This is a genomic window from Niallia laureatilytica (genome assembly GCF_046613985.1).
In the GTDB taxonomy this organism is placed as follows: domain Bacteria; phylum Bacillota; class Bacilli; order Bacillales; family Cytobacillaceae; genus Niallia.
The window spans coordinates 700,831-720,006 of the sequence record NZ_JBKKHP010000002.1 but is presented as its reverse complement, the minus strand read 5'-3'; the positions used below and the strand labels follow the sequence as shown (position 1 = coordinate 720,006).

The 19,176-nt window shown below is 40.6% G+C and carries 19 protein-coding genes; 1 reads left to right on the top strand and 18 read right to left on the bottom strand.

From position 1 onward, the window contains the following. Window positions 1–160: 160 nt before the first annotated feature. From ACLIJJ_RS08635 to ACLIJJ_RS08565, 15 genes are all read right to left on the bottom strand, one after another. On the bottom strand, window positions 161–619 hold the full coding sequence (locus tag ACLIJJ_RS08635) for a DUF4064 domain-containing protein (RefSeq protein ID WP_237941176.1): 459 nt from the start codon (window positions 617–619) through the stop codon (window positions 161–163). A 170-nt stretch (window positions 620–789) separates the two neighbouring features. Beyond that, the gene (locus ACLIJJ_RS08630) at window positions 790–1,050 is read right to left on the bottom strand and encodes a hypothetical protein (protein WP_341075998.1); all 261 of its coding nucleotides are present in this window, start codon (window positions 1,048–1,050) and stop codon (window positions 790–792) included. Window positions 1,051–1,175: 125 nt separating this feature from the next. Beyond that, window positions 1,176–2,165, bottom strand: a complete 990-nt coding sequence (ftsY, locus tag ACLIJJ_RS08625; RefSeq protein WP_233314425.1) for a signal recognition particle-docking protein FtsY — start codon at window positions 2,163–2,165, stop codon at window positions 1,176–1,178. Window positions 2,166–2,198: 33 nt separating this feature from the next. Continuing rightward, complete coding sequence (smc, locus tag ACLIJJ_RS08620; RefSeq protein ID WP_233314426.1) at window positions 2,199–5,765, bottom strand: chromosome segregation protein SMC; 3,567 nt, start codon at window positions 5,763–5,765, stop codon at window positions 2,199–2,201. A 112-nt stretch (window positions 5,766–5,877) separates the two neighbouring features. After that, window positions 5,878–6,630, bottom strand: a complete 753-nt coding sequence (rnc, locus tag ACLIJJ_RS08615) for a ribonuclease III (RefSeq protein ID WP_233314427.1) — start codon at window positions 6,628–6,630, stop codon at window positions 5,878–5,880. A 323-nt stretch (window positions 6,631–6,953) separates the two neighbouring features. Next, the gene (locus ACLIJJ_RS08610) at window positions 6,954–7,184 is read right to left on the bottom strand and encodes an acyl carrier protein (RefSeq protein WP_185766980.1); all 231 of its coding nucleotides are present in this window, start codon (window positions 7,182–7,184) and stop codon (window positions 6,954–6,956) included. Window positions 7,185–7,335: 151 nt separating this feature from the next. Further along, entirely contained in the window at window positions 7,336–8,079 is a 744-nt protein-coding gene (gene fabG, locus ACLIJJ_RS08605) for a 3-oxoacyl-[acyl-carrier-protein] reductase (RefSeq protein WP_233314428.1), read from the bottom strand. Window position 8,080: 1 nt separating this feature from the next. Next, the gene (gene fabD, locus ACLIJJ_RS08600; RefSeq protein WP_233314429.1) at window positions 8,081–9,025 is read right to left on the bottom strand and encodes an ACP S-malonyltransferase; all 945 of its coding nucleotides are present in this window, start codon (window positions 9,023–9,025) and stop codon (window positions 8,081–8,083) included. Window positions 9,026–9,065: 40 nt separating this feature from the next. Next, window positions 9,066–10,052 carry a phosphate acyltransferase PlsX gene (gene plsX, locus ACLIJJ_RS08595; protein WP_233314430.1) on the bottom strand — a complete coding sequence of 329 codons (987 nt, stop codon included), beginning with the start codon at window positions 10,050–10,052 and terminating at the stop codon, window positions 9,066–9,068. Window positions 10,053–10,067: 15 nt separating this feature from the next. Further along, window positions 10,068–10,634, bottom strand: a complete 567-nt coding sequence (gene fapR / locus ACLIJJ_RS08590; RefSeq protein ID WP_233314431.1) for a transcription factor FapR — start codon at window positions 10,632–10,634, stop codon at window positions 10,068–10,070. Between the two features lie 109 nt (window positions 10,635–10,743). Continuing rightward, the gene (gene recG, locus ACLIJJ_RS08585) at window positions 10,744–12,792 is read right to left on the bottom strand and encodes an ATP-dependent DNA helicase RecG (RefSeq protein ID WP_237941174.1); all 2,049 of its coding nucleotides are present in this window, start codon (window positions 12,790–12,792) and stop codon (window positions 10,744–10,746) included. Then, window positions 12,789–13,673: an L-serine ammonia-lyase, iron-sulfur-dependent, subunit alpha gene (sdaAA, locus tag ACLIJJ_RS08580; RefSeq protein ID WP_233314433.1), complete on the bottom strand. Its 885-nt coding sequence runs from the start codon at window positions 13,671–13,673 to the stop codon at window positions 12,789–12,791. Before sdaAA ends, recG begins: the two co-directional genes overlap by 4 nt. Window positions 13,674–13,689: 16 nt before the next feature. Next, window positions 13,690–14,352 carry an L-serine ammonia-lyase, iron-sulfur-dependent subunit beta gene (gene sdaAB, locus ACLIJJ_RS08575; RefSeq protein WP_233314434.1) on the bottom strand — a complete coding sequence of 221 codons (663 nt, stop codon included), beginning with the start codon at window positions 14,350–14,352 and terminating at the stop codon, window positions 13,690–13,692. Window positions 14,353–14,559: 207 nt separating this feature from the next. Continuing rightward, a complete protein-coding gene (locus ACLIJJ_RS08570) occupies window positions 14,560–16,239 on the bottom strand; it encodes a DAK2 domain-containing protein (protein ID WP_411410758.1) in 1,680 nt (559 codons plus the stop codon). A 16-nt stretch (window positions 16,240–16,255) separates the two neighbouring features. After that, window positions 16,256–16,618 carry an Asp23/Gls24 family envelope stress response protein gene (locus ACLIJJ_RS08565; RefSeq protein ID WP_233314436.1) on the bottom strand — a complete coding sequence of 121 codons (363 nt, stop codon included), beginning with the start codon at window positions 16,616–16,618 and terminating at the stop codon, window positions 16,256–16,258. A gap of 439 nt (window positions 16,619–17,057) precedes the next feature. On the opposite strand from ACLIJJ_RS08565, the gene rpmB reads away from it, so the two are divergent. Continuing rightward, window positions 17,058–17,246, top strand: coding sequence for a 50S ribosomal protein L28 (rpmB, locus tag ACLIJJ_RS08560; RefSeq protein ID WP_066393509.1), 189 nt, complete (start codon window positions 17,058–17,060; stop codon window positions 17,244–17,246). A gap of 144 nt (window positions 17,247–17,390) precedes the next feature. Here rpmB and spoVM read toward each other — a convergent pair whose 3' ends face one another. From spoVM to rsgA, 3 genes are all read right to left on the bottom strand, one after another. Continuing rightward, entirely contained in the window at window positions 17,391–17,471 is an 81-nt protein-coding gene (gene spoVM, locus ACLIJJ_RS08555) for a stage V sporulation protein SpoVM (protein ID WP_032088878.1), read from the bottom strand. Between the two features lie 102 nt (window positions 17,472–17,573). Further along, window positions 17,574–18,221: a thiamine diphosphokinase gene (locus ACLIJJ_RS08550; RefSeq protein ID WP_233314437.1), complete on the bottom strand. Its 648-nt coding sequence runs from the start codon at window positions 18,219–18,221 to the stop codon at window positions 17,574–17,576. A 68-nt stretch (window positions 18,222–18,289) separates the two neighbouring features. After that, window positions 18,290–19,174 (bottom strand): ribosome small subunit-dependent GTPase A, encoded by an 885-nt coding sequence (gene rsgA / locus ACLIJJ_RS08545; protein WP_233314438.1) that lies wholly within the window; start codon window positions 19,172–19,174, stop codon window positions 18,290–18,292. Window positions 19,175–19,176: the final 2 nt, after the last annotated feature.

Sequence of the window (19,176 nt, the reverse complement as noted above, 5' to 3'; positions counted from 1 at the left end):
AGGAAACACCAAGAGCGTTAGCGATTCGATGTTTCCTTTATCATAGGGAGAAAGTGTTTCTCAACACTGTATAAAAACTACGACTGAAATAATCAAACAAAAAAAAGCCCTGCTGAAGGCTTAGGAGGGTATCCTATCTAAGCTTCAAGCAGGACTTGTATTAAGCGGGTATCCCCGCTTCATTTTTGTATCTTGATGATCTGCGCAATATCATTACGCCTGCTGTAATCAACAATACAGGGACAACGACAGAGAGAAGGGATATTACCCCAATAATAATGAATAATACACCACTTGTGCGAGGTAGCCTATTCATCATAATTATTCCGAACAAAGTTGCTGCGCATGCAATCAATGAACTGATAACAGGTAGTAGCAAGAAATTCTTCCCTGCTGTAATCATATCATCAGCAAATTCCTCGGCTGTACTTGGCATGTTCGTCAGTCCTAGATCTTCTTGGAATGTCGGATCTGCATTATATGCATCTATAAAAGAATCTCTTAGTATATCCCACTTATCAATTTGCGTATAAAGTACTATTGATATTAAGAAACCGATTAACAACAGTACGAATGCAATAATGCCTAAAATTCTTGGCGCTCTCAAATTAAGACTCATCTAAAAAAATCACCTCAAGTTTTATGTATGTAACCTCTTTCACAAAAAGGATTACACCCCTATGATAACATACTTTCTCTAGTACGTTCTTCTTATTTTTTGTTAATTATTCCAATATATAACAAAAAAGATCTCTTTATCAATGGTTTGACAAAAAGATCTTTAGTCCACTATATGTGGAATAAGATGATTAGGCTAGCTGTAATTCCCATCATTAGGGCACCGATTATTTTCATCCGTATTCCAGAAAGGCTGCGCAAAAATAGATTTTCCTCTTCTAATGTTATTGAATACGCTTCTTCCTCTAGCAGCCCTTTTTGTCCTAGCATATTGCCAAGATGCCATACGGAACTGCGTTGAACAAGTCGGCCTTTAATAGACAGAAACGCTCCAAACAACATGATAGTTATGAGAATCAGCTGTATGAACACATTATGTTCCTCCTTGCTTTCTTATCATATTTTGCACAGTCTTATTATCTGCCTTGCTGTTGTTTTTATAACACAAAAAAAGCTGTGCAGATATCACAGTAACGGGATGTCTGCACAGCTTTTGCTTATTCTTCCTCCGCTTCAACCAAGTTGGAAAATAAGCCGTATACATATTTTTCTGCGTCAAAGTTTTGTAAGTCGTCCATCTTTTCACCAAGTCCGACTAATTTGACTGGTATTTGCAGCTCATTGCGGATAGCTAGCACAATTCCACCTTTTGCTGTGCCATCAAGCTTAGTAAGCACGATTCCGCTTACGTTAGTCGCTTCTTTGAAAGTCTTCGCTTGAATAAGTGCATTTTGCCCTGTTGTTGCATCAAGCACTAGAAGCACTTCATGTGGAGCACCAGGGATTTCTCTTTCAATTACGCGTTTTACTTTTTCTAATTCATTCATAAGGTTAACTTTGTTTTGCAATCTTCCAGCCGTATCACAAAGGAGGATATCTGCATTTCTTGATTTTGCAGCCTGCACAGCATCGTACATAACCGCTGCAGGATCGGAGCCGGCAGCTTGCTTAATAACATCCACTCCAGCACGCTCTCCCCATACTTCAAGCTGTTCAATGGCACCTGCACGGAACGTATCTCCTGCTGCAAGTACAACCTTTTTGCCTTCTGATTTATATCGGTGGGCGAGCTTGCCGATAGTTGTCGTCTTACCGACTCCATTTACACCAACAAAAAGAATGACAGTCAACCCGTCTTGCTGAACATTTATGGCAGAAGTTTCTTCCTCACCATTTTGATAGATAGCTACTAGCTTCTCTGAAATAACGGATTGTACTTCTCTCGGATCTTGTATATTTCTTTTTTTCACTTCGCTCTTCAGCTCGTCGATCAATTCCATTACTGTCTCAAAGCCGACATCTGCTCCGATAAGAATTTCTTCTAATTCTTCAAAAAAGTCCTCATCCACTTTGCGGTATCTGGACACTAAATCATTCACTTTATCGGAGAAATTACTTCTAGTTTTTGCTAGTCCATCTTTGAATTTTTCCGTAACCGTATTTGTCTGCAGAGACATTTTTTCTTTTAGCTTTTTGAAGAAACTCATTTGATTCCCACTTTCTCATTTAAAGTTGATTGATTATGTTGCAACAAGCTCACTTGTTTCACTTAAGCGAACAGAAACAAGCTTTGATACGCCTGATTCTTGCATTGTCACACCATATAGGACATCTGCTTCTTCCATTGTCCCTTTTCGGTGTGTAATAACGATGAATTGCGTTTCACTGCTGTAAGACTTCAGATAAGAACTGAATCTGAATACATTTGCTTCATCAAGGGCCGCTTCCACTTCATCAAGTATGCAAAACGGCACGGGACGAACCTTTAATATCGCAAACAACAAGGCAATTGCAGTCAAGGCTCTTTCTCCGCCTGATAGCAAGCTTAAGTTCTGCAATTTTTTCCCTGGAGGCTGTGCGACAATCTCTACACCTGTGTTCAGTAAATCGTCTGGATTTGTCAAACGCAATGCTGCATGACCGCCGCCAAACAACCGCTGGAACACGCCTTCAAAATGGCCTTGAATTCCTTCGAACGTTTGCTGGAACCGTTTTTTCATTTCGTCATCCATTTCGTCAATTACTTGGTAAAGGGTATCTTTTGCCTCTTCCAGGTCGGTCTTTTGCTCAAGAAGAAAATCATATCTTTCAGATATTCTTTCATATTCCTCTATCGCCCCAAGGTTAACTGTTCCAAGCTCTTCCATAGCCAGCTTAATCAGCTTCACTTTTTTACGGGCATCTTCTAATTCCATTGTTAGAGGATACTCTTCCTTCGCTCCCTCAAATGTCATCATGTATTCTTCTCTTAAGTTAGTGAGTCTTGAATCAAGTTCTACATCAATTCTGTTTAATTTTACTTCCTCGTCTTTAAGAGCTTGTACCATACCACGGTGTATACGGCGTGTTTCCTTTACATCAAGATCGAGTTCATCAAGCTGCATTTGGAGCTGCAGGCGTTCTGCGCGGCGCTCGCCAATCAACTGAATAGCAGCAGCCTTTTCCTGCTGTTTTTTTTCAGCAGCATCCTCTAGATGCTCTTCACCTGAATGACTGTCTGTCATTTCAGATGTCAGCAGCTCGAGGTCTTCCTTCACAAGCTGCCATTTAGCTTCTGACTCTTCTAAATCAGAAGTTACCGTAGCCAGCTTTTCTGTTGCGTTGGAAAGCTGTTCTTTTTTTGCAGCGAAGGCTACTCTCAACTCGCCAATAGACTCTGCAACTTGTTCTCTTGATTGGCTTTGTTGATTTTTCTGTTCAGTCAATTGAGCAATCTCCTGCTCAAGTGCTTGAATGTTTTGCACAAACTCGCCAAGCTTTTCGTTCAGAAGCATTTTCCTGTCCTTTAAAGCTTGCTGTTCATCAAGGTAATCTGCCTTATTACGATCATATTGGGACAGCTTCTCATTCATTGTTCTTTCTTCGAATTCAATCTCTCTCTGTTCATCTTTAATGGATTGAATGGAGAAACGGATATCCTCTTGCTTTAATCGCAGTTCTTCTAACGCTGCGCTTTCTTCTTGCGTGGTGTTTTTCCCTTTTTTAAGCTGGTCCTCCAACTTTAAAGATGTCTTTTCCATCTCAAAGATTTTTGTCTTCAAGTCTTCCAATTCACCTTTACGTGTAAGAATGCTCGCTGACTTTTGCTTGATGGCTCCTCCTGTCATGGAGCCCCCAGGATTAACGATTTCCCCTTCTAGCGTGACAAATCTTGACCTATATTGCAGTGCCTTTGCCATTTCATTAGCGCCTTTTAAGTCTTTTGTGATAATGACATTTCCTAATAAATTCCCCATAATGTCTTGGTACTTTGAATCATAGGAAATTAAGTCAGCTGCAACTCCGATAAAGGAGGAATGGCCTTGTACTAACCGAAGCTGAGATTCAGACAGCTTTTTGCCCTTAATAATGCTCATTGGCAAAAACGTTGCTCTGCCGTAGCCGTTTTTCTTTAAATAGGCGATTGCCTGGCGTGCATGCTGTTCTGCTTCCACAACTAGATGCTGCATGCTACCGCCTAAAGCAATTTCTATGCTGACATTATACTCTTTCGGAACGTTCATTAATTCTGCAACAGCACCATGTATCCCAGTAAGCGCCTTGTCTCTTGCCTTAAGAACTTCCTTAACACCTTGGAAAAACCCAGCATAGTCGTCCTCAAGCTCCTCAAGCATCTCTTTTCTTGATTTCGCCTGTTGAATGAACTGGTATGATTGATACAGCGATTTTTCAATTTTTTGGACTTTTGCCTTCATTTCATCCACTGCTAGCTGTTTTTGCTCGTATCCAGCAGCACTGTTTGCCAATTCTGCTTCTAATTCAGCCAATCTTGCCGTAATGCGGGCTTTCTCTGCCACAATCCGTGCTCTTTCCGACGTGAATTTTGCATTATCTTCATCTAGAAGAGAGGTTTTCCGAGTTTGTGATTCCAGCTGCTGGGTGATATAGCTGCTTTCGTTTTTTGAGGCAGCTTGTTCATTCAGCAACTCGATATAATCACTTTTCAAGGATTCAATTTTTTCTTCAAGATTAACATTATAAAGCTGCATTTTCTTTTCGTTGACTTTTAGCTCTTCCTCAATCTGGGTTGCTTCGCTCTTAAGCTGAGTCACTGAAAGAAGATGCTCCTCTTTTTGCTGCTTTAATAAAGATACTTTCTCTTCCAGCTCTGCCTTGCTTTTTTCAAGTTGTCCTCTGTTTTGTGCAGCGTTCTTTTTCCGTTCTTTCAGTACTTCTTTTCTGCCTTCAAGCTTTTCCAGTTCTTCACTTACAAGGAGCAGCACTTGCTGAAGGTCATTGATGGATTCATCCAATGCAGAAACGTCGTTCTTCCATTCTTCCATCTTAGCTTCCTTGCTTTGCAGCATAGAAAGAAGTTGGAGCTCTTTTTCCTTGTAGCCTTCAAGCTGTGCTGAAATAGCTTCGAACTTTTGATGAGCTTCCTCTATATCATGAACCATTAGCGCTACTTCAATTTGTTCAAGATTTTCCTTATGGTCAAGATACTCCTTAGCCATAGAGCTTTGAATCTTCAGCGGCTCGACTTGCCCTTCCAGCTCGTGGAGAATATCATTCACCCTGTTTAGATTCTCTTGTGTTTCTACAAGCTTGCCTTCTGCTTTCTTTTTTCTTGTCTTATATTTAAGCACACCAGCAGCTTCTTCAAAGATGGAGCGGCGATCCTCTGCCTTGCTGTTAAGGATTTCTTCCACTTTCCCTTGGCTGATAATCGAAAAAGCTTCTCTTCCAAGCCCTGAGTCCATAAATAACTCAATAATATCTTTCAGCCTGCAGGACTGCTTATTGATTAAATATTCGCTTTCCCCTGAGCGATAAACCCTTCTGGTTACACTCACCTCGTGATAGTCTAGCGGGAGAAACTGATCATCATTTTCAAGTGTTAAGGTTACTTCCGCAAAATTAACTGCCTTTCTGGAATCACTGCCCGAGAATATGACATCCTCCATCTTACTTCCTCTGAGGCTTTTGGCAGATTGTTCTCCTAATACCCAGCGAATTGCATCTGTTATATTGCTTTTACCGCTTCCATTTGGTCCCACCACTGCGGTCACACCTGGCACAAAATCCACTGCAATTCGATCAGCAAATGATTTAAAACCAACAACATCCAACCGTTTTAAAAACACTTACCTCACCTCCTAAACCCCTTTACTTTTTTGCATCATCTCTAGTTGTCTTTGGTTATTAAGAAAGCAAAGAATCAACAGTGATTTCGCTTTCTTCTTATAGGTGCTTTTATCAGTTTTTATCTGTCTTAGCATCTTTTGTCTTCAGCATAGTTAACGACATCTGTGCTGCATGCTGTTCTGCTTCTTTTTTAGAGCGTCCTGTTCCAGTTCCTAACTCCATATCATTTAAGAACACTTGGGATACGAACTCCCTGTTATGAGCAGGACCTTTTTCTTGCAGAATTCGATAGGAAATAGTCCCAACTGCGTCTCGTTGGACAAATTCCTGAAGCTGACTCTTAAAATCCATCACATGAGAAAAAGCACCGGAATTAATCTTCGGAAACACGACTTTCTCAAGGAAGACAACAACCTGCTCCAGTCCTTGATCCAGGTAAAGAGCTCCGATAAATGCCTCAAAAACATCCGCTAGAAGAGCTGGACGAGCTCGCCCTCCTGTCATTTCCTCTCCCTTGCCAAGCAAGACAAACTTGCCGAACGATTGATCATTAGCAAAAGAAACAAGTGACGGTTCACAAACAATTGCTGCCCGCAGCTTCGTCAGCTCACCTTCGCTCATCATCGGGAATTTCTTAAAGAGGAATTGAGAAACGGTAAGTTCTAATACTGCATCTCCTAGAAATTCGAGTCTTTCATTGTCTTCATGAGGCTTTCTGCGATGCTCATTCACATATGATGAATGAGTAAATGCTTGTTTTAACAATTTTTCGTTTTCAAACTGGATGCCCAGATTTTCTTGCAATTCTTTTAATTTTTTATCATTTGGACGTGTATGTCTCTTATCTTTTCCGTTGCCTCGCATTTTGCCTCCACCTTAGCACTAAGTTTACATATCAATAATAAGTTTAAGTAAAACAGATAAAAAACGCAAAGAAACTTGGAAAGTTTTTTCTCTCCAAGCCGTTCCTTTCAGATAGGCTGTCTTTTATATGCGCTTTTTGCTTATGAAATCCTTATTATTTTAAACTAACTTTCAGCCATTTGCCAGCATTTTTCTAACAGAGGCTTGTATAAGGTTCCATGCAAAAGTGCGCTGTACATTTTAATAAACTTCGACAGCATTAGTTTCCCTATTTTTTTGCAATCTAAAAGCCCCGCTATTTAACGGAGCTTTTATTGGTTGGATTAACGATTACCTATGTAATTAACAGCATCTCCTACTGTTACAATCTTTTCAGCATCGTCGTCAGAAATCTCCATGTCGAACTCATCTTCAAGTTCCATAACAAGTTCTACTACATCTAGAGAATCTGCTCCTAGGTCATCTTTGAAAGAAGCTTCAGGCTTAACTTCTGACTCTTCAACTCCAAGACGATCAACAACGATTTTCGTTACGCGTTCTAATACATCTGACATTCTAGTCACCTCCCCTCAATGATTATAGAGCATTTCGAGCAAATAATAAATGCTCTTTTTATTACAAATGAAAAATATGCTGAAATAAGCTTTACGTTAAAGTATTTCTTGATTGCATCATTTTTATTAATATCAGCATATTTCAAATTTATTACATATACATACCGCCATCAATGTGGATTGTTTGCCCTGTAATATAGCCGCTCTCATCAGAAGCTAAAAATACAACTGCATTTGCGATATCATCCGGATCGCCGAATTTCGCAAGGGGAATTTGCGAAAGCATCGCATTTTTCACATCTTCTGGCAGTTTATCCGTCATATCTGTTGTGATGAACCCAGGTGCAACTGCATTTACAGTAATATTTCGTGCTGCAAGCTCTTTAGCAGTTGTTTTCGTTAAGCCGATAACTCCTGCTTTTGCTGCTACGTAGTTTGCTTGCCCGGGATTACCTGTTACACCGACAATGGAAGTAATGTTAATAATTCTTCCTTTTCTTTGCTTCATCATTTGTCTTGTAACACCCTTCGTGCAATGGAAGACGCCCTTCAAATTCGTGTTGATAACATCATCCCACTCTGATTCTTTCATGCGCATCAAAAGGTTATCTCTTGTAATACCAGCATTGTTCACAAGAATGTCCAGGCTTCCAAAGTGAGCAATTGTTTCTTTTATCATCTCAGCTACAGATTCGCCGTTTGAAACATCGCATTGGATTGCAATCGCATCTTTGCCAAGCTGTTTGATTTCCTCAACAACTTCATTAGCAAGAGCTGCACTTCCTGCGTAATTGACAGCTACGTTAGCTCCTTCTTTCGCAAGTTTTAAAGCAATCGCACGGCCGATTCCTCTAGACCCGCCTGTTACTAACGCTGTTTTACCATCTAGTTTCATATTATTCGTCTCCTTTTAACGCTGCTGCAACACTGTTGCTAGTTTCTTCATCATACACAGAATAAATGCGCACATTCCGGTCAATTTTCTTCACTAAACCTGCCAACACTTTCCCAGGTCCAATCTCGATAAATGTATCAACACCTAATTCTATCATTTTTTGGATAGAATCCTCCCATAGAACAGAGGAATAAAGCTGTTCGATTAATTTTTCTTTGATTTCTGTTTTTGCGGAAAGTGGTGCTGCTGTTACGTTTGCGATTACAGGAATCTCTGCGTCGTTCATAGACAGTTCATCAAGGACGGATGCGAATCTTTCCGCAGCAGGCTTCATTAACTCAGAATGGAAAGGCCCGCTTACTTCCAACGGTATCGCCCGTTTTGCGCCAGCTGCTTTTGCTTGTTCAGAAGCAAGCTCAACACCTTTAACTGTTCCAGAAATAACGATTTGACCTGGACAATTCAGGTTAGCAAGCTGTACTGCGTTTCCTTCACTTGAAACAGCCTCTGTAACCTCTGTTAACTTACCGCGCTCAAGTCCCAAGACTGCAGCCATTGCCCCTTGTCCTGCCGGGACTGCTTCCTGCATGTATTCCCCTCTTTTGCGGACAGCATAAACTGCATCCTCAAAGGATAGAACATTAGCAGCCACTAAAGCAGAATATTCACCTAGGCTGTGACCTGCTACAAAATCTGCTTGAATTCCATGCTTTTTAAAGTGCTCAAGCAGTGCTGTACTTGCTGTAAGCAATGCAGGCTGTGTATTTTGTGTTAATGTCAGCTCTTCTTTAGGGCCTTCAAAGATAATGGAAGATAAAGAAAAACCTAATCTTTCATCTGCTTTTTTAAAAATTTCACCGGCAGGTTCAAAATTTGCCGCTAAATCCTTGCCCATTCCAACAGATTGGGAGCCTTGGCCTGGAAACATAAAAGCTATTTTACTCATTACCATCTTTCCTTTCTATGCTGGTTTGCTTGTTTTAGCATTACCCTTCATTTTCAATCGTTGTCTTGATAGTGCCGATTACTTCAGACTTTACAACATCTCTTGTCTGTCTGATGGCGTTGTATATCGCGTTGCTGTCAGAAGATCCGTGAGCTTTAATAACAGGGGCGTTAAGACCAAACAATGCTGCACCGCCATACTCAGAGTAGTCAAGCTTGTTCTTCAAGCCCCTTAGCTCCGGTTTCATTGCACCTGCTGCAAGCTTTGTCTTTAAACTGCTTGTCATTACTTCTTTAAGCATCTTAAACATGGACAATGCTGTTCCTTCAATAGTCTTAAGGACCATATTCCCAGTAAATCCGTCTGTTACAACAACATCACAGACACCGTCAAGCAAATCTCTTGCTTCAACATTCCCGATAAAGTTGATAGGGGCATTTTTTAACTCTTCAAAGGTTTTCTTCGTTAAGTCATTTCCTTTTTTCTCTTCTGTTCCGATATTTAAAAGCCCAACTCGCGGCTCGGCAATTCCAAGGGCTTTCTCCATATAGATACTTCCCATTATCCCGTATTGCACAAGATGCTCCGGTTTAGCATCTACATTTGCACCAACGTCAAGTAGCAAAAAGCCATCTCCGCCTATCGTTGGGAGTGTCGGTGCTAAAGCTGGTCTTTCAATGCCATTTATTCTGCCAACGACAAAAAGGCCTGTTGCCATCAATGCGCCTGTATTTCCTGCTGAAATAAAAGCATCGGCTTTTTGTTCCTTTACTTCATTTGCACATAAAACCATGCTGGCATTTTTCTTTCTTCGCACTGCCCGTGCAGGTTCATCTGTAGCAAGTATTTGTTCTTCCGTATGTAAAATAGATATTCTTTCTTTCTCCGTCAAGAAGGGATTAATTTGTTTTTCGTCACCAACAAGCAGAATTTCGATATCTGGAAAAGCTTGAACAGCTTTTATAGCACCAGCGACAATTTCCTTTGGTGCGTTATCTCCGCCCATTGCATCTAACGCAATTCTCATAATAATTTCTCCCAGTTATTTATTTTTTGACCGGTACATTTCAAAATGACCTTTAAAAACAAGTTCAGACTGCACATAACTGTTTACTTCGACTGTTGTTCTGCCACTTTTCTCGTCAATATTTGTTACTTTTGCTTTTGCGATGATACGTTCACCTAAATTGACAGAAGATGTAAAGTGGATATTAGCTTTAGCAGTAAGAGCCAAGTCATCATCTATTAAAGCAACAGCTAAAGAATTCGCCTGTGCAAACAAATGATGCCCTCTGGCAATACCGTTCCGCTTGAAAACATGCTCTGGCATGATTTCTAGCATAGATATAGCGTTGCTGTCTAATTCGACATCTATAATTTCTCCGATTACCTCTTCAATCGGCAATGATTTCACTTCATCCTCTAGTGTCTTCGTCGCAACCGTTTTTATCCTTTCCCTCAGCTCAGGAATGGATAATTCTAAACGATCTAATCTGATTGTCTGCACACTAACCGAAAATTTTTCCGCCAATTCTTCATCTGTAATGAAAGGTGTTTCTTTTATTGTTTGTACTAACAATGATTGCCGTTCTTTTTTGCTTCTTCTCATCTGCAACACCGTCCGCGCTATTAAGACTAGGTACTAATAGTAGTATATAATAAATAAAAGGCAGATTGCAAGCTGTAACTTTGCAATCTGCCTTTCTTCCATTCTCGTTTTAATCCAGTTTTTCTCCTGACATTACTCCCGTACGCTCGAGCATCTCCCTTAAAATGCGGTATTCATCAGACTCCCAAAACGCCTTCGAGTCGACAAGAACAGCGGCGTCATTTCTGGCTGTTTCAAGAACTCGATAGTCATGAACCATATCTGCCATCTTAAATTCTGGCACACCGCTTTGCTTCCTGCCAAAAAAGTCACCTGGGCCTCTAAGCTCCAAGTCTTTTTCGCTCAAAACAAACCCGTCGTTTGTTTCCGTCATAATTTTCATTCGTTCTTTTCCAACATCTGTTTTCGGATCTGCTATTAGCACACAATATGATTGAGCATCGCCCCGGCCGACACGGCCTCTAAGTTGGTGCAGCTGTGACAGACCGAATCTTTCTGCATCATAAATGAGCATGAATGTAGCATTTGGAACATTTACACCAACCTCGACTACTGTTGTGCTGACAAGAATCTGTGTTTCATTTTCGCTGAATTCCTTCATAATGGCATCCTTTTCAACTGCAGGAAGCTTGCCGTGCATGAGTCCAACCTTATAACGGCCTTGGAAAAAGGTCGCCAATGTTGTATGCACATCGATTGCATTTTGCACATCCAGCTTCTCTGATTCTTCTATCAGCGGACAAATGACATATGCTTGTCTTCCTTGGGAGAGCTCTTTCTCCATGAATTGCAGTATTCGTGTCAGCATATCATGTTTCACCCAGTATGTTTCAATCGCTTTTCGCCCTGCCGGCATCTCATCAATAATACTTACATCCATTTCTCCAAAAGCTGTAATCGCAAGCGTTCTTGGAATCGGTGTCGCTGTCATAAAGAGAACATCTGGACTTGACCCTTTCTCTCTCAGCACTCTGCGCTGTTCAACACCGAAGCGATGCTGCTCATCTGTAATAACAAGACCAAGTGATTGGAATTCGACATCGTCTTGTATAAGGGCATGCGTGCCGACTAAGATGTGTATATTTCCTTCTTTCAGCTCGCTTAAAAGTTCTCGTCTTTTTTTTCCTTTGACAGAGCTTGTCAGCAAAGCAACTCGGATTCCTACTTTTGAAAACATGGACGTAAGTGATTCTGCATGCTGCTCTGCCAAAATTTCAGTTGGAACCATTAAAGCACCTTGATGACCTGCAAGAATGGTTGCATACAAAACGATGGCAGCTACAACCGTCTTCCCAGAGCCTACATCTCCCTGTAAAAGCCGATTCATACGGTAATGACTTTTCATATCTTTTAATATCTCATTTACAACCCTTTTTTGTGCGCTCGTAAGGGGAAACGGCAGACCGTTAATGAAATCCATCAGCATATCAAGCTTATATTCCTGCTTCATTCCTTGCGAGTTTTCGCGCTCGTGCTTCCGCAATGCCTGCATTTTTAATTGAAACAGCAAGAATTCTTCGTAAACAAACCGCCTTCTAGCAAGCTTTAACTCTTCTCTACTAGGCGGAAAGTGGATGATTCGCAGTGCGTCACTTCTTCTCATCAGCTTATATTTCGCTAAAAGTGAATCTGGAAAAATTTCTTCTATTTCCTGCTCGAATTGAGTGAGCGCTGCTGAAATGTATTTCCTTAAAGCTTTAACCGTTATACTTCCTCTTACCGTATAAACAGGCTCAAAGTCTTGGGCTTTTTGGTTACTGCCGACTTGCAGATGTGTTGCCGTTATTGTTTGCCGGTGCTGATCCCATTTACCTGTAACGGTAATCAGCTCTCCTAGAGCCAGCTTGTTTTTTAAATAATGCTGGTTAAAAAAGACAGCACTAATTAAAACATTGCCTATTAGCACTTTCACCGTTAATCGGGATTTTTTGCGTCCGTGAAAGATTAGGGAAGGTTCACTATGGACCTTCCCTTCTACTGTCACCTTTTCTTCATGCTTCATATCTTCTGGATTACGGACACGAAAATCTTCATAACGATAAGGGAAATATTCAAGCAAATCATAAATCGTGTGAATTCGCATGTCTTCTAACTGTTTTCTTGTCTCAGGTCCGACGCCTTTTAGCTGGTCCAATGGAAGATTTAAATTTTTATTCACTTTCCTGCTGCAGCATTACCGAAGATTTCTGCTTCCAGTCTCCGGCCAGTTGGTGTTGCTGCCAACCCTCCTTGCGCTGTTTCTCTTAAGCTTGACGGCATACTTAGACCAATGCGGTACATAGCATCGATAACTTCATCACACGGAATTCTGCTTGTAATTCCTGCAAGCGCCATATCTGCTGCTATCATCGCATTTGCTGCTCCCATTGCATTTCTTTTCACACATGGAACTTCCACTAGTCCAGCAACTGGGTCACATACTAGTCCAAGCATATTTTTTAACGTGATTGCCATCGCATTAGCGCTTTGTTCTGGCGTGCCTCCTGCCATTTCTACAATAGCTGCCGCTGCCATACCTGCAGCTGATCCGACTTCCGCTTGGCAGCCTCCAGCTGCACCAGAGATAGACGCATTGTTTGCAACAACAAACCCGAATGCTCCTGATGTAAATAAAAAGTTAAGCATTTGCTCCCTAGTTGGATTCAGTTTGTTTTTCACTGCAAATAATGTTCCTGGAACAACACCAGCAGAGCCTGCTGTCGGAGTCGCACAAATCATTCCCATTGCCGCGTTCACTTCATTTGTTGCAACCGCTTTGCTGACAGCATCAAGGATTACTTCACCTGACAGGAAGTTGCCCTTATTTATATACTCTTGCATAAGCACTGCGTCTCCGCCAGTTAAGCCTGAATGGGAAACAACACCGTTAAGCCCTCGTTCAACTGCCTGCTCCATCACTGTTAAATTTGTATCCATTTGGGCAATAACTTGTTCCCTTGTTTTTCCTGTAATTTCTATCTCTTGCTCAATCATTATTTCTGAGATGGGCTTATTTTGCGTGTTTGCCATCTCTACAAGTTCCGCTACATTTCGAAACATCGTTCTTCCCCCTAGCTTAATCAACAATTCTTGTAACCTTTTCCATTCCTTCAAGGTCTTCTATTTCTTTCAGAATTTTTTCTTCTATATTTTGGTCTACCTCAATCGTCATTAAGGCAAGTTTTCCTTTTTCTTTCCGGCTTACTTCCATATGCCCAATGTTAATTTCATATTTTGCCAAAACATTAGACACTTTAGCAATCGCACCAAACCTGTCATTATGAACAACAAGAATGGCTGGATGATGCCCGGATAGCTTGAGTTGAAAACCATTAAGTTCTGTGATTTCAATCTTTCCACCACCGATTGAAATTCCGACAAGTTCCAGTTCACCGTCATCATCGCCTACACGAATTCTTGCGGTGTTAGGATGTTCCGGAATGGCCTCTTCTACATGAAACTGAACCTTCATTCCCCTTTGCTCAGCCAACTCAAGGGATGATTTTATTCTTTCATCAAAAGTATCAAAATCAAGAATACCTCCCACGATGGCAACGTCTGTTCCATGGCCCTTATAGGTTTCAGCAAATGATCCATACAGATGTACATCAACCCATTTCGGCTGTCTTTCAAACAAGCTTCTTGCCACCCGGCCAATTCTTGCCGCGCCTGCTGTATGGGAACTGGACGGGCCGATCATTACTGGTCCAATAATATCAAAAACGCTTTTATATTTCATATAAATAACTCTCCCTTAAACTGACTCGTGAACACAAAACAAACAATCTATATTATTCAAACGCGAAAAAACGTAAATTCTTTTAATATAATAACATAGGTTATGCAAGTTACGCCGATATTTCTTCTTTTTCCATTTCATTCGTTAAACACAAAAAAACCACTGTTTTAAACAGTGGAAAAAATCACCATGATTTTATTTTTTTGTTTATTCGACTGAGAAAATGAAGGAATACAGCGGCTGTTTACCGTCATGAATTTCCACTTCTACATCTTCAAACTTATCTTCTGCAAAGGATACGATTGCTTCTAACTCTTCATCAAGGGCATCTTCCCCTTTGATGATTGTCAGTATTTCTGAATCTTCGTCAATCATCGTACTAAGCAGCTCTTTAGCAGATTGTGCTTTATCCTTGCCTTTAGCCACAATCTTTCCATCTGCTATTCCCATGAAGTCCCCTGTTTCTATTTGAAGTCCGTCAATTGTTGTATCTCTGACTGCATACGTTATTTGACCTGTTTTCACATGCTCTAACGCAGCAATCATACCTTTTTTATTTGACTCCATATCACTTGTCGGATTGAATGCAAGCAATGCGGACATTCCTTGCGGCACTGTTTTAGACGGAATAACTGCAACATCTTCCTCTAAAACCTGTGCTGCCTGTTCTGCTGCCATGATGATATTTTTGTTATTAGGCAGAATGAACACTTTTTTAGCATGAACCTTTTTCACAGCATTGACAATATCTTCTGTGCTCGGGTTCATCGTTTGTCCGCCTTCAATGACACTATGTGCCCCGATGCTGCGGAACATGTCAGCAATACCGCTTCCCATAGACACAGTAACAATACCGTATTCTTTTAGCTCCTCACGCTTTTGGGTTGGAGCATCAAAGGATTCCTTTGATCCTTCAACCAAGCTGCTGTGCTGTTCACGCATGTTCTCAATTTTCATCTTAATAAGATTTCCATATTTTTGCCCAAACGTTAGAACTTCACCTGGCAGATTGGAGTGGATATGTATCTTAACAACTTCATCATCTGCAATGACTAGCAATGAATCGCCGTATTTGCTTAAATCCTGTCTGAATTGATCCTCTGAGAACGGCTTGCCTTCCAGTTTATCTTCTTCAAGACGCACCATGAATTCCGTACAGTATCCAAACTCGATATCTTCTGTATTCATGAAGCCATGAACATTTTTATGGTGCTCAGCGTTAACAAGATCGTTCATAGAAACTGTTTGCTGTACTGTCTCTGGCAGCTCTTCTCCAGTCAGGACAGACAAGAAGCCTTCATAGACAAAAACAAGACCTTGGCCACCGCTGTCCACAACGCCAACTTCTTTCAGCACAGGCAGCAGTTCAGGTGTTCTGTTTAAAGACGCTTTTGCTTCTGTAACAACATCTGTCAAAACTTCTGTGATATCATCTGTCTTTTCTGCTGATTTAACTGCTTTTTTCGCCGCATCTTTTGCAACAGTCAAAATCGTTCCTTCAACCGGCTTCATTACTGCTTTATAAGCGGTTTCCACGCCGAACTGGAGGGCATTTGCGAACTCTTGCGCAGTGATGCTCTCTTTTTGTTCAATTGATTTTGAGAAGCCGCGGAATAATTGGGAAAGAATAACACCAGAATTCCCTCTGGCTCCCATAAGCAGTCCCTTTGAAAGGGATACTCCGACTTTGCCGATGTGGGACTGAATATTATTTTGAACTTCCTTTGCACCAGATGTCATCGACAGGTTCATATTTGTTCCTGTATCTCCATCGGGCACTGGGAAAACATTTAACGCATCTACATAATTAGCATTAGAGGATAAATGGTTTGCTCCCTGGATTACCATTTCGGCAAATCGCTTTCCTTCTAAGACTGTAATTGTCACTAAGATTTCCTCCTCACTACGGGTTCGTGACACGAACTCCCTGAACGTAAATATTAACCGAGTCAACGGCAAGTCCAACTGTTTTATTGAGTGTATATTTCACTTTAGATTGAACATTGTGCGCAACCTCGGAAATTTTCGTTCCGTAACTTACAATTATATACATATCAATATGCACTTCATCATCTACTTTTCGAACCATAACTCCGCGAGTGAAGTTTTCTTTTCGCAAAATATCTGTTAATCCATCTTTAATTTGATTTTTTGATGCCATCCCAACAATGCCATAACAATCAACAGCAGCTCCTCCTGCGATTGTTGCGATTACTTCTGTTGAAATATCAATTTGTCCGAAATTTGTTTTTAGTTCAATGGACATGAGTGTTCCCCCTTTGGAATTGCTCCTTGACTAATGACATTTTACTATAACACACTGCTTTTTGAAAGCTATTGTTGAAAACCTTTTATTTCTGGCTATAAAAAACTTTCCAGCCTTTTACTATTTGGAAATTAATGCAACAGACTTAGCGTTTTTTTGTCTGTTTAATCTGATTTCGCGCTCTCCAATTATATTTTTTTCTTCTATTGTTTCACTAGATTACAACAATATACACACTGCTTTTTTCTCCCTGTAAAAAACATGTCAAGGAAATTTTCTTGAAACCTTCCATCACAGCTATTGCATTCATGTCCGTTGTATGATAAATTATTAAAGTATCTTTGTGAGGACTATTTAGGATATTTCTCAAGATTAATGCTATCTATGAATTTTTAAAGCTCGTTTATGATGAGTTTTGGTTATAAGGAGGGAAATATACATGCCACGTAAATGTGTTGTAACTGGTAAAAAAACAACTACAGGTAATGCTCGTTCCCATGCGATGAATGCTAACAAGCGTACTTGGGGAGCAAACCTTCAAAAGGTTCGTATTTTAGTAGACGGTAAACCTAAACGTGTTTGGGTTTCTGCTAGAGCTCTTAAATCTGGTAAAGTTGAACGCGTATAATGCGAAAATAAAAAAGGACACATTGCTGTCCTTTTTTATTTTTGTCTAAATTTTCAAATGAAGTCGGTCTATTTTGTACAGACAACACTAATCTAAAAATGAAAGGTTGTCTGTACAAAAAAGAAATGCTTCCCATACTGGTGTTTATTCTTTTTTGAATGTTCCTAACATTGCACGGACAAGCCCGCCTAAAAACTTAGGCAATTTAATGGTATAAAATCTCATGAATACCGTCCCTCCTTCAACATTAGCAAAAAACCGCAAACTCGCTACAACACACTACATGCTATTCAAAAAATCCAAAATGAGTACATATTTTTTCCATCATCAATCATGACTCCTTACCACCATTAATATGCCGCTCGCAAATGAAAAAGTACCATAATCCTCAATAATTTCATTGCTGATACACAATGTGCTGCTGACAGGAAGATCCCTATCATTTAAAGGATATTTGAAGCCTTGTAAAGTTAGACCAGTTATTTCAGATCCGTACGGAAAAAAAGACACATAGCGGCGGCTTTCCTCTCTTTTTAATTTATAAGTGCCTGCATTGACTATTGTGACGATATTTTTCTTATCTATTATTTCAATCGTTACATCAGGATGCTCGGTTAAATACTTAAGCAATAACTGGAGATTCGCAATCGTATGGTCTAATCTCCCTCCAGTTGCTCCAAATAGCCTTATAGTGGACGCACCGAAGCTTATAGCCCAGTTGATTGCAAGTTCCATATCTGTTTCATCCTTTTCCGGCTTAAAGGTTTTTAACTCATGTGAATGGCTGCTAATCCGTTGTCTTTCGGCATCTGTTACAGAGTCAAAATCGCCAAACGATGCAAAGATAGGAATATCTCTTTCCACTAAATATAGAGCTCCCCTGTCCACACCTACCCATTTGCTGTTATCTTCCATATATCCAGGCAATGACGGTATTAGACCGGCTGGACCGCCTGCCATAATATTAATTTTCACGTTAGTTCCTCCCTTTAGTTAGCAAAAAAAGAGCATGGGAATTACATCCATGCTCTTTATTAATTTGATTAATATTTCGGCTTCCTGTCTTTTAGTTCTTGCAAGAAGTCTTTATAATGCTCATAGCGGTACTCTTGAATATTACCAGCGTCGACTGCCGCCTTAACAGCACATTTCGGCTCAGACAGATGCAAGCAGCCTCTAAACTTGCAAGCTGCGCTTGTGCTTTCTATTTCAGGGAAACAATAATTTAAATCCTCCAGCTCCATTTCATCCTCAAACTCTAAGGAACTAAAGCCCGGCGTATCTGCTACTAGAGCATCTCCGACAGTTATGAGCTCCACATGGCGGGTAGTGTGTTTACCCCTTCCTAAATGGGATGATATTTCATCTGTTTTTAAACTTAAATCTGGACGGATTGCATTTAAAAGAGACGACTTGCCAACACCTGATTGGCCTGCAAATACGGATATTTTTCCACTTAGTTCAGGGAGCAGTGTTTCAATACCCTGCTCTGTTTCAGAAGAAGTAAGGATGACCTTATAGCCGACTTGCTCATAGTAAGCAGCATATTCTTTCATCCTGTTTGCTTCTTCCTCACTCGTCAAATCCATCTTTGTGATACAAATAACAGGATCAATCCGGTTGAATTCGACTAATGCAAGAAAACGATCCAGCAATGCAGTGCTGAAATCAGGCTCCACACTGGAAAATACAAGTATTGCCTGATCAACATTGGTAATCGGGGGCCGAATCAGTTCATTCTTGCGCTCCTTTACCTCTAAAATATAACCATCTGTCACATTCTCTGCCTGAAATACTACTTCGTCGCCTACTAATGGGGTGATTTTATTCTTGCGGAATACACCCCTGCCTCGGCACTGTGTAATCTCTCCATCGCTAATCACATAATAAAAACCGCTTAATGCTTTAATGATTTTGCCTTCTGGCATAG

Bases quoted from the DNA above. Each gene is read 5' to 3' on its own strand.
- plsX (WP_233314430.1), bottom strand. From the start codon at position 10,052: ATGAGAATTGCGTTAGATGCAATGGGCGGAGATAACGCACCAAAGGAA.
- fabG (WP_233314428.1), bottom strand. From the start codon at position 8,079: ATGAAACTAGATGGTAAAACAGCGTTAGTAACAGGCGGGTCTAGAGGA.
- ACLIJJ_RS08635 (WP_237941176.1), bottom strand. From the start codon at position 619: ATGAGTCTTAATTTGAGAGCGCCAAGAATTTTAGGCATTATTGCATTC.
- fapR (WP_233314431.1), bottom strand. From the start codon at position 10,634: ATGAGAAGAAGCAAAAAAGAACGGCAATCATTGTTAGTACAAACAATA.
- ACLIJJ_RS08610 (WP_185766980.1), bottom strand. From the start codon at position 7,184: ATGTCAGATGTATTAGAACGCGTAACGAAAATCGTTGTTGATCGTCTT.
- ftsY (WP_233314425.1), bottom strand. From the start codon at position 2,165: ATGAGTTTCTTCAAAAAGCTAAAAGAAAAAATGTCTCTGCAGACAAAT.
- rsgA (WP_233314438.1), bottom strand. From the start codon at position 19,174: ATGCCAGAAGGCAAAATCATTAAAGCATTAAGCGGTTTTTATTATGTG.
- spoVM (WP_032088878.1), bottom strand. From the start codon at position 17,471: ATGAGATTTTATACCATTAAATTGCCTAAGTTTTTAGGCGGGCTTGTC.
- ACLIJJ_RS08565 (WP_233314436.1), bottom strand. From the start codon at position 16,618: ATGTCCATTGAACTAAAAACAAATTTCGGACAAATTGATATTTCAACA.
- rnc (WP_233314427.1), bottom strand. From the start codon at position 6,630: ATGCGAGGCAACGGAAAAGATAAGAGACATACACGTCCAAATGATAAA.
- rpmB (WP_066393509.1), top strand. From the start codon at position 17,058: ATGCCACGTAAATGTGTTGTAACTGGTAAAAAAACAACTACAGGTAAT.
- sdaAB (WP_233314434.1), bottom strand. From the start codon at position 14,352: ATGAAATATAAAAGCGTTTTTGATATTATTGGACCAGTAATGATCGGC.
- fabD (WP_233314429.1), bottom strand. From the start codon at position 9,025: ATGAGTAAAATAGCTTTTATGTTTCCAGGCCAAGGCTCCCAATCTGTT.
- sdaAA (WP_233314433.1), bottom strand. From the start codon at position 13,673: ATGTTTCGAAATGTAGCGGAACTTGTAGAGATGGCAAACACGCAAAAT.